Source organism: Promicromonospora sp. MEB111, from assembly GCF_030209445.1.
Taxonomy (GTDB): Bacteria; Actinomycetota; Actinomycetes; order Actinomycetales; family Cellulomonadaceae; genus Promicromonospora.
Window position 1 is genome coordinate 377,649 of record NZ_JARVSD010000003.1, and the last position, 13,630, is coordinate 391,278.

Consider the following 13,630-nt stretch of genomic DNA (forward strand, 5'->3'; position numbering starts at 1 on the left):
CTCACTGCCCCCCGTACCCGCGGAGCACCTCGACCACGCGGCCCAGCTCGGCGTCCGTCATCTGGTGGAACAGGGGCAGGATCAGCGTGCGGTCCGTGAGCCGCTCGGTCACGGGCAGCGGCACGTGGCCGCGGCCCGCGTGAGCCGGCTGCCGGTGCGCGGCCATGATGCCGCGGCGCGCCGAGATGCCCGCCGAGGCGAGGGCCAGGAGCAGCCCCTCCCGGTCCAGGCGGTACCCGGGCAGCACCTCGGCCCACAGCGACTGCACATTGGCCCGGCCCCAGGCCGGGTCCTCGACGAGGCGCAGGCCGGGCACGTCCGCCAGCTCGGCGCGGTAGCGGGCGGCGAGCTCGCGCCGCCGGGCGACGATCTCGGGGAGACGGCCGAGCTGCACCAGGCCGACGGCGGCCTGCAGGTCGGTCATCCGGAAGTTGAACCCGACCTCGTCGTACTCCTCCGGCGGGGAGACGAGGGCGGCGTGCCGGTCCGCCGCGGAGACGCTCATGGCGTGCTCGCGCAGGCGTCGCGCACGAGCGGCCCAGTCCGGGCGGCTGGTGGTGATCATCCCGCCCTCGCCGGTGGTGAGGATCTTGCGGGGGTGGAAGGACCAGGCGACGATCTCGGCACCCGCCCCGACCGGACGGTCGTGGTAGGTCGAGCCGGCGCCGCACGCGGCGTCCTCGACCACCACGATGCCGAGCGGGTCGCACAGCTCGCGGATCGCGGCGAGGTCGACCGGCACGCCGGCCTGGTCCACCGCGATCACCGCGCGGGTGGCGGGCGTGAGGGCGGCGGCCACCGTCTCGGCGGTGAGGTTCCCGGTGGCGGCGTCCACGTCCGCGAAGACGGGGCGCGCGCCCACGTACGTGGGCGCGTTCGCGGTGGCGACGAACGAGAACGACGGCACCACGACGTCGTCGCCGGGCCGGATGCCCGCGACGACCAGGGCGAGGTGCAGCGCCGTGGTGCAGCTCGACGTCGCGACGGCGGCGCGGGCGCGCATCGCGTCGGCGAACGCCGTCTCGAACGCGGCGACCCGCGGGCCCTGGGCCACCCAGCCGGACTCGATCACCTCGGTGACCGCGGCGATCTCCTCGGCGCCCAGCCACGGCTTCATGACGTCGACGCGGTGCAGGCCCTCCTCCACGGCGGTCATGCGACCACCCCCGCGGGGGCGGTCGTGGCGCTCGCGGGCGCGACCCAGTTGCGGTCCTCGATCCGGCTCAGCATCTCCTGCGGGCTCTCGGGCCGGCCGCGGAACCAGTCGACCAGGTCGGCGACCCCCTGCTCGAAGGTGGTCCGCGGCTCGAACCCGGTCAGCTCCCGGACCAGCGTGTTGTCCACCAGCAGGCGGCGGACGTCGCCCGGGCGGGCCTCCAGCCGCTCCGGCTCCAGGTCGGGCCGCCCGGCGAGCCGCGCGACCGTGGTCACCAGCTCGTTGACGGTCACCTCGGCGCCCGAGCCCACGTTCACGGTGCGGCCCACGGCGGCGTCGCACTCGGCGATGTCCGCCAGGCCCCGCGCGGTGTCGCTCACGTGCAGGAAGTCGCGCGTCTGCTCGCCGTCGCCGTAGACGAACGCGGGCAGGCCGCACAGGGCGCGCACGATGGTGCGGGGCAGCACCTCGCCGCTGTCGCCCTCGAAGTGGCTGCGCGGGCCGAAGGTGTTGAACGGCCGGACCACCACGACGGGCATGCCGTGGGTGCGGAACGCGGCACGCGCGTACGCCTCCCCGGCGAGCTTGGACCCGCCGTAGACCGTCTCGGGCCAGGTCGGGTGCCGCTCGTCCATCGGGGCGTACTGCGCGGTGCCGAACACCTCGCTGGAGCTCACGTGGACGAAGCGGCCCACGCCCGCCGCGCGGGCCCGTTCGAGCAGCTCCAGCGTGGCGGTCGCGTTGACCTCGTGGTTCTCCCGCGGGTCGTGCAGGCTGTGCCGCACCCCCAGGCAGGCCAGGTGGAAGACGACGTCCGCGTCGTCGACCAGCGCGAGTGCGGCCTCGCTCCGGATGTCGTCCGCGACGAGCCGTACCGGGCCGTGCCCGTCGGTGTCTCCCAGGTGGTGGGCCAGGTTCTCGCGCCGGCCGTTGACCAGGTTGTCGACCACGGTGACCGACGCCGCGCGCCGGCGCACCAGCTCGTCGACCAGGTGGCTGCCGATGAATCCCGCGCCGCCCGTGACCAGCACCCGCGCCCCGCTCAGCGCGCTCATGCGGCCGCTCCGTCCTTGGTCGGCCCGCCCGCGAGCACCGGCGTGCGTGCGCCGGTCTCGACCCGCGTCACGCCGCCGCCCGTGGCGAGGCTGCGGTCCGCGGCCTCCAGCACGTCGAGCACGCGCAGGCCCGCGGCGCCGTCGGTCAGGGCCGGGCGCTCGCCCTGGATCGCCTCGGCGAGCTCGCCCACCATGGACCCGAGCGCCTCGCGCTCCTCCAGGGCCGGCGACCAGGTGTCGCCCAGGCGGTAGGAGATCGTGGCGGCCCGGCGCTCCAGGCTGTCGAACGCCTGGGTCTCCAGGTCCACGCCGCGGTCGTAGACGCTGATCCGCTGCTGCGGGTTCAGGTCGTCCCACACGAGCGTGCGGCGCGACCCGCCGATGGTCATCCGCCGCACCTTGGTGGGACTGAGCCAGTTCACGTGCACGCTCGCGACGGCGCCGCCCGGCAGGGGCAGCACCAGGTAGCCCACGCAGGACTTGCCCGCGCCGATCGGGTCGGCGCCGTGCGCCGCCACCGACTCGGGCTGCAGCCCGCCGGGCAGGATGAAGTCGATCACCGAGAGGTCGTGCGGCGCCAGGTCCCAGAACACGTCGACGTCGGGCTGGACCAGGCCGAGGTTGATCCGTACGGAGTCGATGTAGAGGATCTCACCCAGGTCGCCGTTCGCCACGAGCTCGCGAATCTTCCGGACCGCCGGGGTGTAGCAGTAGGTGTGGTCGGTCATGAGCACCAGGCCGCGGTCCCGCGCCGCGGCGACCATCTCGGTGGCCGCCGCCGCGCGGTCGGCGATCGGCTTCTCGACCACCACGTGCTTGCCGGCGCGCAGCGCGGCCAGCGCGATCGCGTGGTGCGTCCGGGCGGGCGTGGCGATGGCCACCGCGTCGATGTCGTCCCGGGCGAGCAGCGCGTCGAGCGACGTCTCGACGTCGGCCCGGCCGTTCGCGCGGGCCACCCGGGAGGCGCGGTCCGCGTCGAGATCGCAGACGGCGGCCAGCTCCCAGCGGTCGGACGCCGCGAAGTTGCGTGCCAGGTTGGGTCCCCAGTAGCCGGCGCCCACCACGGCCGCCCGCAAGAGTCTCTGGTCCATGCTGCCTTCTTCCGGTATCAGCTCGGATCGGCCCGGAGTGTTGTCATCCTGGCTTCGATCAATGTACGTCCCGGCCTCGCGGCGAACTGGCCGGGGCCTTTCGAAATCACCCGTGCTCGACGTTTATTCACCCGGAGCGGGTTTCACCCAGGGGTGAAAAAGAAATGCGCGAAGGGCGCCGGAAATGCCGCGACCGGCATTCATCCGTGCTTCTCGGACAATGCGCGCGCGTGGCCCGTCACCGTGTCGAACACCCGCACGTAGGTCTCCGCCTGCCGGCGCCAGGACAGCTCGCCCTCGATCCGGGCGCGCCCGGCCAGGCCCATCGTCCGGGCGCGGTCGGGGTCGTCGAGGATCTCGAGGATCGCGTCGCCGAACGCCGCGGGGTCGCTCCCGGCGACGTACCGGCCCGCGTCGCCCGCGCTGCGGCGGGTCTCGGTCAGGTCCGTCGCCACCACGGGCAGCTCGTGCGCCATGTACTCGAGCGTCTTGTTCATGGTGGAGCGGTCGTTGAACTCGCTCGGCGGGTCCGGCGTGACGCCCAGGTCCGCGCTGGACAGCCATCGCCCGATGGCCTCGTGGTCGACCCGGCCGGTGAAGTGCACCCAGAGGTCCAGCCCGCGGCGCGTGCAGTCCGCGCGCAGCTCCTCCAGCGCGTCCCCGAACCCGAGCAGCGCGAAGCGCACGTCGGTGCGGCCGCGCACGCGCACCACGTGCTCGACGGCGGCCAGCAGCCGGTCCACGCCGTCCTGCGAGCCCATGATCCCCACGTAGCACACGAGGTGCTTGCCGAGGTCACGAGCCCCCGGCTCGGGGTCGCCCTTGCGCATCAGGTCGGCGTCGGGCGTGCTGAGCACCACCGAGCTGCGGCTCAGGTCGACCCTGCCGCGCTCCAGCGCGATCTGCCGGTACGAGCCGTTCGTCGAGATCACGTGGTCGGCGGTGCGGTACGTCGCGCGCTCCAGGAGCAGCAGCGCCTTGTACAGCAGGTCCTGCCGGCCGAACTTCGCGATGTACACCTCGGGGCACAGGTCGTGCTGGTCGTAGACGAAGCGCACCCCGCGCCGCAGCCGCCAGAGCAGGGCGAGCAGCCAGTAGGTGTCCGGCGGGTTGCACGCCTGGATCACCTGGAACGGCGCGTCGCGGTGCACGCGGGCCGAGGCCCGCGCCGTCCGCCACCAGCAGACGACGAACTCGCGGACATAGCCCATGACGCCGCGGGAGTCCGGGGGCGGGGCGTACGAGTAGACGGTCGTGTCGTCCACCTGGGACCGGGCGGGCTCGTCGGGGTTCTCCTGCGGGCAGACGACGCTCACGCGGTACCCGGCGTCGGTCAGCGCGCGGCACTCGGACCGGACCCTGCGGTCGATCCTGAACGGCAGGTTCTGGATGATCACCAGAACGTGTGGAGCGTCGGAATGCATGAGGAAAGTCTTGCTCCCGCAGCGCGCGCCAGAAACCCGGGGAGCGGGTGAACACGGCGATTCACCCGCGGCGCCGGACGATACCTCCGACGCGAAACATCACCCGAACATCACCCCACCCCGAGGTTGATATCCGTGACCTTTTCCGGATGGGTGCGGGAACGTCGCACACAATCGTTCCGGGCATTTTCATCCGGTGGTTCGGCGGGCCTTTCGGCACTCCTCGCGGATGATCTCGACGACCGTCTCGGTGGTGCGGTCGAGGTGGCTGCTGCCGTCCTCGAGCTTCGCCGTCGGGCTGATGTAGCTCAGCGGCCCGACGTGGGTCGCGGGGTCGAGCCGGTGCACGCGCACCTTCCCGGCCGCCAGGGCCCGGTTCCAGGGGCTGCGGCGCAGCAGCCGCCACCGCTCGGGGAACAGCCAGGTGCTCACCTGCTCGATCCAGTCGTTGCCGCTGGTGAGCCGGTGCAGCCCGGCCGCATGGGTGAGGTCGTTGGCGCCGTTGTGGAACCCGCCGAGCGTGATCAGCCACACCGGGGCGCGCAGCTGGGTCCAGAGCTCCTCGACGGCGCCGAGCGCCACCTGGGCGCCGCCGCTGTAGCCGAGCAGCACCACCGGGATGCCGCTGCCGGGCTCGTAGCCGGCGAGCCGGAGCTGCTCGGCGGTCTGCCCGCCCACGGCGCGGTTGTAGAGCGGGCGGTAGCGGCGGTCGGCCGCCACGAAGGTCTGCATCACGTTGTGCAGGAACAGCGTGATGCCGATGTGTCGCCGCAGCCAGTCCCACACCGGCCGCCCGACCAGCGGGTCCGCCAGCGGGGAGTACGGCTGGACCTGGCCCAGCACCCGCAGCTCGGGTGCCCCGGCGATCACGGCCTGGACGAGCTGGCCGCCGTCGCGCGTGTCGGTGAAGCGACGCTTGCCGATGCCGTCGAGGTAGACCAGGTAGGCGTCGGGCGGGCGGCCCGGTTCCGCGCCCCGCGCGTAGGGCAGGTTCGCGGGCAGCGCCGGGACCTGCGTGCGCCAGCCGACCGTGTAGACCATCAGCTCGTAGCGGGCGAGCAGGCCCTCGGCGAGCAGGAACGGGCCGATCGCCAGCACGAGGAGTAGGGGGAGCAGCTCGGTCATGCGGGCACCTCCCGCGCGCCGGCCATGAGCCGCGCGGTCAGCCGCCGGACCACCTCGACGGTGGCGGCGAGGCCCAGCCCGGCCCCGGCGACGCACGCGGCGGCGGCCCACCAGCCGAGCCCGGACGCCTCGGCGAGCGGGCCGGCCAGGCCCGCGCCGACCCCGACCACGAGCAGGAGGTGCAGGAACGGCCCGAGGAGGGGGAACGCGAGGATCGCGGCCAGCAGCATCGGTGCGACCAGCGCGGGCGTCCAGGTCAGGGTGGGCCCGGGCAGCGTGCCCGGCTGGACCCAGCCGGCCAGCGCCCACGCGGCCGGCGGCCACAGGGCGACGACCGCTCCCTCGACCACCGTGCCGGTGGTCATCAGTGCGACCAGGAGCCGCGGGGAGAGCCGGGGCCGGCGAGCCACCAGGGGCAGCACACGCCCGGCGCTCTCCGACAGACCGGCGAGCACGAGCAGCGCGACGACGGCGGTCGACACGCCTCAGCCCTCCCGTCCTGGGCCGGCGGGCGCGCCCCCGCGTGCCCCGGCGAGGTACCGCTCGAGCTCGTCCGCGGCCCGCAGCGCGCCGCCCGCCTCCTCCTGGGCGTCCCGCTGCACACCGGCCGCCGCCCGGAAGCGGGGCTCCCGGAGCAGCCGCCGGGCCAGCGTGTACACGGACTCGGGCGTCGCGTCCTGCGTGCCGAGGGCCAGGCCCGCGCCGAGCTCGACCACCCGCTGGGCCACGAGCGGCTGGTCGGCGCCCTGCGGCACCACGAGCGTCGGGACGCCGGCCAGCATCGCCTCGTTCACGCTGTTCATGCCGCCGTGGGTGACGAAGAGCGCGGCCTGGGCCAGCACCTGGAGCTGCGGCACCGACGGGCGGGCGAGCACGTTGGCCGGCAGCTCGCCCAGGTCGGCGGGGTCCGTGTGCCCGGTGGAGACCACGACGGTGCCGCCCAGCGGCGCCAGCGCGGTGGCGAAGGTGCGCAGCAGCCCCGGGCCGGCGTCGAACACCGTGCCCAGGGACGCGTACAGGACCGGGCTCTCGAGCCGGTCCGCCGCGAACGCCGGGTCCGGCAGCCGGGAGCCCACGCTCGCCCCGACGAACCGGAAGGACGCGTCGAAGGCGTCGGCGCCCGGCTGGAACGCGCGGGAGGTGAAGACGAGGTTGAGCGGCTCGCGCGCGTCCATCAGGTCGGTCAGCGGCAGCCCGCCGGTGTCGTAGCCGCGGTTCAGGGCCCAGCGGGCCCGGGCGTAGCCGCCGGCGATGCCGGGGTGCGCCGCGGCCGCGGCCAGCAGCTCCGTGGACATCCGTCCGGGGCTGGGTACCTGCCGGTTGAACGCGAACGTGGTGAACGTCGCGGCCGCGGGCACCCCGAGCTCGCGCGCGGCGACGGCGCCCCACGGGCAGGCCGCGCCGTGCACCACGAGGTCGGGCCGGGCGGCGCGGAGGTCGGTGAGCACCGAGGGCAGCAGGCCGACGGCGGCGTGCGCCAACCCCGCCATCATGGCCAGCGGGATGGGCGGGTCCGGCAGGGGCAGGTCGCCCCCGGGGTAGAGATGGACCCGGGCGCCCGCGGCCTCGATCTGCGCCGCGAACGCGGGGGTCGTGTGGTACGTCACCGTGTGGCCCCGGCGGACCAGCTCGGCCACGACCGGGAGCGTCGGGTTGACGTACCCGTGCATGCCGATGTTCAGGAAGGCGACGGTGCTCATCGACCGCCTCCGGCCCGTCGCTCGGGGACGCCGCCGGGCGCGGCCGCGACGGGCTCGCGCCGGTACAGGCCCGGGCCGGTGATGACCAGCTCGTCGAGGAACCGGCTCGCCGAGTCCAGCGCGGCGTCGATCAGCCGCCGGGAGTGGCTGAAGTCCCACATCGCCGGCCAGGCCGCCACACCGGTCGGCAGCACGACGGTCGGGATCTCCCGCGCCACGTCCCGCAGGTCGCGCTCGATCTGGTGGTGCATCATCAACAGCCCGGCGCGGGCGGCGACGGCCTCGGCCCGCCGCGGCGGGGTCGTGGTGCTCAGCGGCAGCGCCTCCCGCCCGGTCACCACGACCACGACGCTCGCGGCCCCGGCCTGCCGGGCGGCGAGGACCGGCACGTGCGCCACGGCGCCGCCGTCGACCAGCGTCTGCCCGTCGCGGACCACCGCGGGCAGGACGCCCGGGATGGCGGCGCTGGCCAGCAGGGCCGACTCCAGGTCGCCGTGGTCCAGCAGCACCTGCTCGCCGCTGGCGAGGTCGGTGGCGACGGCGATGAAGCGGACGGGCAGGTCCTCGATCCGGGGCGGTAGCCCCGCGCGCCGGATCAGCCGGCGCAGCCCGGCGTCGGCGAACAGGCCCGCCCGGAACGAGCGCAGGCCGAAGGGGAACACCTCCCGGCGCCGCAGCCCCGTCCAGGTCAGGGCCAGCGACCGCGCGGCGCTGCCGGGGTGCGCGGCGGCCACCGCGCCGTTGAACGCGCCCACGGACGTGCCCACGATCAGGTCGGGCACGAACCCGTGCTGCTCCAGCGCGTAGCCGACGCCGACCTGGGTGGCCCCGTACACCCCGCCGCCGCCCACCACCGCGGCGACGGGGTGGGGGAGGCCACGCAGGCCCCGGGGCGGATCGGCCGGCTGATCCGGTGCGAACCTCATTGCGGCGACTCCTTGCTGATCCGACGGACTGCCCCGTCCACACACTTGTCCACCCATATGACCGGGAACACCTCCAGTCTGTGACGACCCGGACCGCGCGGCCCGTCGGCAGTGTCGGTGAGCCCGCCTAGGCTTAGGGGCGATGACTTCCCTCTTCGACAGCCTCTCCCTGCCCGGCCTCGACCCGGCGGCGCCGGGTGACGAGGCGCGCCTGCCGCGCACCGCCCCGCGGTGGGACGACGCGCCGGACGGCGGCGACCCCGGCGAGTCGGCCGTGCCCGCTGAACCGGACTGGCTGGCCGGCCTGCCGCACGAGTCGGAGGCACCACGCGCCCGCGGGGCGTATGCGCACCTCGACCCCGACGAGCTGCTGGACGGGCTCAACCCGCAGCAGCGGGCCGCCGTGGTGCACGAGGGCGGGCAGCTGCTCATCGTGGCCGGCGCCGGGTCGGGCAAGACGCGCGTGCTCACACACCGCATCGCCTACCTGCTGGCCACGGGCCGGGCGCGGGCGGGCGAGATCCTGGCGATCACGTTCACCAACAAGGCCGCCGCCGAGATGCGCGAGCGTGTCGAGGGCCTGGTCGGCCCGGCCGCGAACCGCATGTGGGTGTCCACGTTCCACTCGGCGTGCGTGCGGATCCTGCGCCGGGAGGCGACCACGCTCGGGCTGCGGTCGAGCTTCAGCATCTACGACGCCGCGGACAGCCAGCGCCTCATCACGCTGGTGACGCGCGAGCTCAACCTCGACCCCAAGAAGTACCCGGCGCGCGGGCTGTCGAACAAGATCAGCGACCTGAAGAACGAGCTGATCGACCCCGAGACCTACGCGCGGCAGGCCGTGACATACGCGGAGCAGGAGGCGCAGGCGGAGGCCGCGTCCGCCGCGGCGGGCGGCATCCGGCGGCCGTGGGGCGGGCAGTCGGCCGACGAGCGCAACACCACCACGCCCACGTTCGACCAGGTCCTGGCCGACGTCTACACCCGGTACCAGGCGCGCCTGGCCCAGGCGAACGCCCTGGACTTCGACGACATCATCATGACCACGGTGAACCTGCTCCAGGCGTTCCCGAACGTCGCGGAGCACTACCGGCGCCGGTTCCGGCACATCATGGTGGACGAGTACCAGGACACCAACCACGCGCAGTACACCCTGGTCCGGGAGCTGGCGGGCGTGGGCGCGGACGACGACTCGGGTCTCGACCCGGCCGAGCTCACCGTCGTGGGCGACTCCGACCAGTCCATCTACGCGTTCCGCGGCGCCACGATCCGCAACATCCTGGAGTTCGAGAAGGACTACCCGGACGCCACCACGATCCTGCTGGAGCAGAACTACCGCTCCACGCAGAACATCCTGAGCGCCGCCAACGCGGTGATCTCCCGCAACGCCGGCCGCACGCCCAAGCGCCTGTGGACGGACTCGGGCGCCGGGGCCAAGATCGTGGGCTACGTCGCGGACGACGAGCACCAGGAGGCCCGGTTCGTCGCCGACGAGATCGACAAGCTCGGTGACAGCGACGACGTGCGCCCCGGCGACGTCGCGATCTTCTACCGCACCAACGCTCAGTCGCGTGCGCTGGAGGAGGTGCTGGTCCGCGTCGGCCTGCCGTACAAGGTGGTGGGCGGCACGCGGTTCTACGAGCGCCGCGAGGTCAAGGACGCCGTCGCCTACCTGCGCGCGCTGGCCAACGAGGACGACGACGTGAACCTGCGCCGCATCCTCAACGTGCCCAAGCGAGGGCTGGGCGACCGCGCGGAGTCGCTCGTCGCCTCGTTCGCGGAGCGCGAGCGGATCTCCTTCGGCGCCGCCCTGGAGCGGGCCGACGAGATCCCCGGCATGACCAACCGCTCGCTCAAGCCGCTGCTCGCCTTCCGCGACCTCATGCGGGAGCTGCGCGGCCTGGTCGACGACGGCGCGGCGCCGGCCGTGGTGCTCGGCGCGGTGCTCGACCGCACCGGCTACCTCGCCGAGCTGCGCGCGAGCGAGGACCCGCAGGACGAGGGACGCGTCGAGAACCTGGCCGAGCTGCACGCCGTAGCCGTCGACTTCGGGGAGACCGACCCGGAGGGCTCGCTCGCGGACTTCCTGGAGCGGGTCTCGCTGGTCGCGGACAGCGACCAGATCCCCGACGAGGACGTGGCCGACGGCGCCGCGGAGGAGGCGCCCAAGGAGAACCAGGGCGTCGTCACGCTCATGACGCTGCACACCGCCAAGGGCCTGGAGTTCCCGGTCGTCTTCCTCACCGGCATGGAGGACGGCACGTTCCCGCACATGCGCTCGCTGCACGACGACACGGAGCTCGCCGAGGAGCGCCGCCTCGCCTACGTGGGGATCACGCGGGCGCGCGAGCGGCTCTACATCACGCGGTCGTCGGTGCGCGCGGCGTTCGGCATGGCCAACGAGTTCCCCGAGAGCCGGTTCCTGCAGGAGGTCCCCGAGGAGCTGTGGGACTGGCGGCGGCGCGAGTCGTCGACGGCCGCCATCCGCTCGGGCCGGGGCGGCTGGAGCGGCGGGTACGGGTCGGGCGGCTACGGCTCCGGCGGGCGTTCAGGTTCGGGCGGGCGCGGCCAGGGCTCGGGCTCCTCGTGGTCCTCGGGCCGGTCGGGGGCCTCGCGCACCGGCACCACGTCGTCGTCGGGCGGCGGGCAGGCCAACCCGTTCTCCCCGCAGAAGAAGGCGGGCGCCACGGGCGGGTTCGGCGGCATCAACGTGCAGAAGGACATCCCCAGCCTGGAGATCGGGGACCGCGTGACGCACGACTCCTACGGTCTGGGCACCGTGGTCGACGTCGAGGCCAACGCCGTGGTCAAGATCGACTTCGGCACCAACGGGACCAAGCGCATCGCACTGAAGTACACGGCGGTCACCAAGCTCTGAGGGGCCGGGTCCTGGCGGGGGCCGGGACCGGCTGACCCAGCCGGCCTCGGCTCGGTCGCGGCCCATCCTCTCCTTCGAGGCCTAAGTTTCTTCGCTTTGGAGGGGCTCAAAGCGAAGAAACTTAGGCCTCGAAGGGGACCGCTGGCGGGCCGGGCTTCACATTCCGGACTTTTTCGGTCCACGGAGGTTCGGTACCGTCCGCCCATGGTCCTGACCGACGACGCCCGGCCCGGCCTGGTCGCCGGGCCCGCCCCGGCCGCAACCACGCCATCGGCCCCGGGCTCGCCGTCCGCGGGATCCCCCGCGGCCCCGGCGGGGAGCCCGACCCCGAGCGGTGACCCGCGGTCCGCGACAGCACACGGCCCCCGGATCCCCGGCCTCGACGGTCTGCGGGCCGTCGCGGTGGTCGCGGTCGTCGCGTTCCACCTGGCGCCGGCGTGGGTGCCGGGCGGGTTCCTGGGCGTGGACGTCTTCTTCGTGGTCAGCGGGTTTCTCATCACCACCCTGCTGCTGCGTGAGGTCGCGGGCACGAGCTGGATCCGGCTGCCGCGGTTCTGGGTGCGCCGCGCCCGCCGGCTGCTGCCCGCCCTCGCGCTGGTGCTGGTCACGAGCATCCCGGTGGCGCGGCTGGTCGAGCCGGACCTCACGGTCGGCATCGGGCGCCAGCTCCTCGGGGCGGTGACGTTCAGCACCAACTGGGTGGAGATCGCCGCGGGCACCGACTACTTCGACGAGTCCCAGCCGGAGCTCCTGCGGATCCTGTGGTCGCTGGCCATCGAGGAGCAGTTCTACCTGGCGTGGCCGGTGCTGCTCGTGCTCCTGCTGATCACCGTGCGTTCGGCCGCCTGGCGGGTGCGGATCGTGGCCGCGGGCGCGCTCGTCTCGGCGGCGGCCATGGCACTCCTGCTCATGCCCGCGTACGGGACCGGCGTGGACCCCACCCGCGTCTACTACGGCACCGACACCCACGCGTTCGGGCTGCTCCTCGGGGCCGCGGTGACGCTGCGCTGGGCCAAGGCCGGTCCGGCGCTGTGGGGCGTACGGGCCCGCGTGCTGCCGCCGCTCGCGCTGGCCGGCCTGGTCGCCCTGTTCCTGCTGCTGCGCAGCGACTCGCCCGTCACCTACCCGCTCGGGCTGCTGGCCGCCTCGCTGCTGGCCCTCGTCCTCGTGCAGGCGTGCGGTGCGGCCCGGGTCGAGCCCACCTGGTTCACCGCCGCGCTGGAGGCTCCCCCGCTGCGCTGGGTGGGGGAGCGGTCGTACGGGATCTACCTGTGGCACTGGCCGGTCGCCTGCGTGGTCACGGCGGCGGTCGGGGCGCAGCCGGGGACCGTGTGGTGGGGCGTCGGCACCGGCCTCACCGTGGCGCTGACCGTCGTGCTCGCGTCGTCCTCGTACCGGTGGGTGGAGGTGCCGGTGCGCCGGCTCGGCTTCCGGGGAGCGCTCCGGGCGCTGCTCGGCGCGGTGCGCACCGCCGCCGTCGTGCCCAAGGCGGCCGTGGTGGTCGCGGTGCTCGCCCTGGTCGGGACGGGGGCGGCGGTCACGTCGGCCCCGTCCCGGACGGCGACCGAGCTCGCCATCGCCGCCGGGGTCCAGGCGGCGGCAGGGCAGGCCGCGGCAGGGCAGGCGGCGGCGCAGGCCGCCGCCGGACCGAACACCGCGACCCTCGCGGCCGACGGCGCCGGCGCGCCCGCCCCGACGTCGCGCGCCGGCGGGCCGGCGTCGGACCGCCTGCCCTTCGGGGCGCGGCAGGGCACCCAGGTCTCCGCCTTCGGTGACTCCGTGCTGGCGGCCGCCGCACCCGCGATCCTCGCCCGCTACCCGCGTGCCCAGGTCGAGGGCGTGGTGAGCACGGACTGGCTCGACGCCGAGCGGATGATCCGCACGGCCAAGCGCGAGGGCCGCCTGCGCGAGACGGTGCTGCTGAACTTCGGCACCAACGCGGGCTTCCAGCTCGAGGGCTCGGCCGACGCCGCGAAGCACGTGCTCGACATGATCGGGCCCGACCGCCGCGTGGTGCTCGTCAACAGCGTGGGGATCAGCTACTGGGTGCCCGACGCGAACAAGACCCTCGACCGGATCGCCGCGGGCCGCGAGAACGTCGAGGTCGCCGACTGGCACACGCTGGTCGACGAGCATCCCGGCCTGCTGCACGCCGACGCGACGCACCCGAACCTGGACGGCGTCGAGGCCTACACCGACCTGGTGGAGCGGTCGTTCGCGGCGCTGGAGTGACACGTGCCGGCCGGAGGGCCGGCCGGAATGACACGGCTTGGCG

At 74.2% G+C, this 13,630-nt stretch carries 10 protein-coding genes; 2 read left to right on the forward strand and 8 right to left on the reverse strand.

All coding sequences use genetic code 11. The features are described from left to right. Window position 1: 1 nt before the first annotated feature. The 8 genes from QRN56_RS03550 to QRN56_RS03585 form a co-directional block, all read right to left on the reverse strand. Window positions 2-1,156: a DegT/DnrJ/EryC1/StrS family aminotransferase gene (locus QRN56_RS03550; RefSeq protein ID WP_285101184.1), complete on the reverse strand. Its 1,155-nt coding sequence runs from the start codon at window positions 1,154-1,156 to the stop codon at window positions 2-4. Next, complete coding sequence (locus QRN56_RS03555; RefSeq protein WP_285101186.1) at window positions 1,153-2,211, reverse strand: dTDP-glucose 4,6-dehydratase; 1,059 nt, start codon at window positions 2,209-2,211, stop codon at window positions 1,153-1,155. Before QRN56_RS03555 ends, QRN56_RS03550 begins: the two co-directional genes overlap by 4 nt. Next, window positions 2,208-3,302, reverse strand: coding sequence for a Gfo/Idh/MocA family protein (locus tag QRN56_RS03560; protein WP_285101188.1), 1,095 nt, complete (start codon window positions 3,300-3,302; stop codon window positions 2,208-2,210). The genes QRN56_RS03555 and QRN56_RS03560 overlap by 4 nt, the downstream gene beginning before the upstream one ends. Before the next feature lie 200 nt (window positions 3,303-3,502). Next, window positions 3,503-4,699, reverse strand: a complete 1,197-nt coding sequence (locus QRN56_RS03565) for a glycosyltransferase family 4 protein (protein ID WP_285101190.1) — start codon at window positions 4,697-4,699, stop codon at window positions 3,503-3,505. A 216-nt stretch (window positions 4,700-4,915) separates the two neighbouring features. Then, window positions 4,916-5,851, reverse strand: a complete 936-nt coding sequence (locus QRN56_RS03570) for a hypothetical protein (RefSeq protein ID WP_285101191.1) — start codon at window positions 5,849-5,851, stop codon at window positions 4,916-4,918. Further along, complete coding sequence (locus QRN56_RS03575; RefSeq protein ID WP_285101193.1) at window positions 5,848-6,333, reverse strand: hypothetical protein; 486 nt, start codon at window positions 6,331-6,333, stop codon at window positions 5,848-5,850. The genes QRN56_RS03570 and QRN56_RS03575 overlap by 4 nt, the downstream gene beginning before the upstream one ends. Before the next feature lie 3 nt (window positions 6,334-6,336). Next, window positions 6,337-7,551, reverse strand: a complete 1,215-nt coding sequence (locus QRN56_RS03580; RefSeq protein ID WP_285101195.1) for a macrolide family glycosyltransferase — start codon at window positions 7,549-7,551, stop codon at window positions 6,337-6,339. Next, the gene (locus tag QRN56_RS03585; protein WP_285101197.1) at window positions 7,548-8,477 is read right to left on the reverse strand and encodes a patatin-like phospholipase family protein; all 930 of its coding nucleotides are present in this window, start codon (window positions 8,475-8,477) and stop codon (window positions 7,548-7,550) included. Before QRN56_RS03585 ends, QRN56_RS03580 begins: the two co-directional genes overlap by 4 nt. A 142-nt stretch (window positions 8,478-8,619) precedes the next feature. Here QRN56_RS03585 and QRN56_RS03590 point away from each other — a divergent pair, with 142 nt between their 5' ends. Together QRN56_RS03590 and QRN56_RS03595 are read left to right on the forward strand one after the other, a co-directional pair. Next, window positions 8,620-11,355 (forward strand): UvrD-helicase domain-containing protein, encoded by a 2,736-nt coding sequence (locus QRN56_RS03590; RefSeq protein WP_285101199.1) that lies wholly within the window; start codon window positions 8,620-8,622, stop codon window positions 11,353-11,355. 204 nt (window positions 11,356-11,559) lie between these two features. Continuing rightward, window positions 11,560-13,587, forward strand: a complete 2,028-nt coding sequence (locus QRN56_RS03595; protein WP_285101200.1) for an acyltransferase family protein — start codon at window positions 11,560-11,562, stop codon at window positions 13,585-13,587. Window positions 13,588-13,630: the final 43 nt, after the last annotated feature.

Bases quoted from the DNA above. Each gene is read 5' to 3' on its own strand.
- QRN56_RS03570 (WP_285101191.1), bottom strand. From the start codon at position 5,851: ATGACCGAGCTGCTCCCCCTACTCCTCGTGCTGGCGATCGGCCCGTTC.
- QRN56_RS03580 (WP_285101195.1), bottom strand. From the start codon at position 7,551: ATGAGCACCGTCGCCTTCCTGAACATCGGCATGCACGGGTACGTCAAC.
- QRN56_RS03590 (WP_285101199.1), top strand. From the start codon at position 8,620: ATGACTTCCCTCTTCGACAGCCTCTCCCTGCCCGGCCTCGACCCGGCG.
- QRN56_RS03595 (WP_285101200.1), top strand. From the start codon at position 11,560: ATGGTCCTGACCGACGACGCCCGGCCCGGCCTGGTCGCCGGGCCCGCC.
- QRN56_RS03560 (WP_285101188.1), bottom strand. From the start codon at position 3,302: ATGGACCAGAGACTCTTGCGGGCGGCCGTGGTGGGCGCCGGCTACTGG.
- QRN56_RS03585 (WP_285101197.1), bottom strand. From the start codon at position 8,477: ATGAGGTTCGCACCGGATCAGCCGGCCGATCCGCCCCGGGGCCTGCGT.
- QRN56_RS03555 (WP_285101186.1), bottom strand. From the start codon at position 2,211: ATGAGCGCGCTGAGCGGGGCGCGGGTGCTGGTCACGGGCGGCGCGGGA.
- QRN56_RS03550 (WP_285101184.1), bottom strand. From the start codon at position 1,156: ATGACCGCCGTGGAGGAGGGCCTGCACCGCGTCGACGTCATGAAGCCG.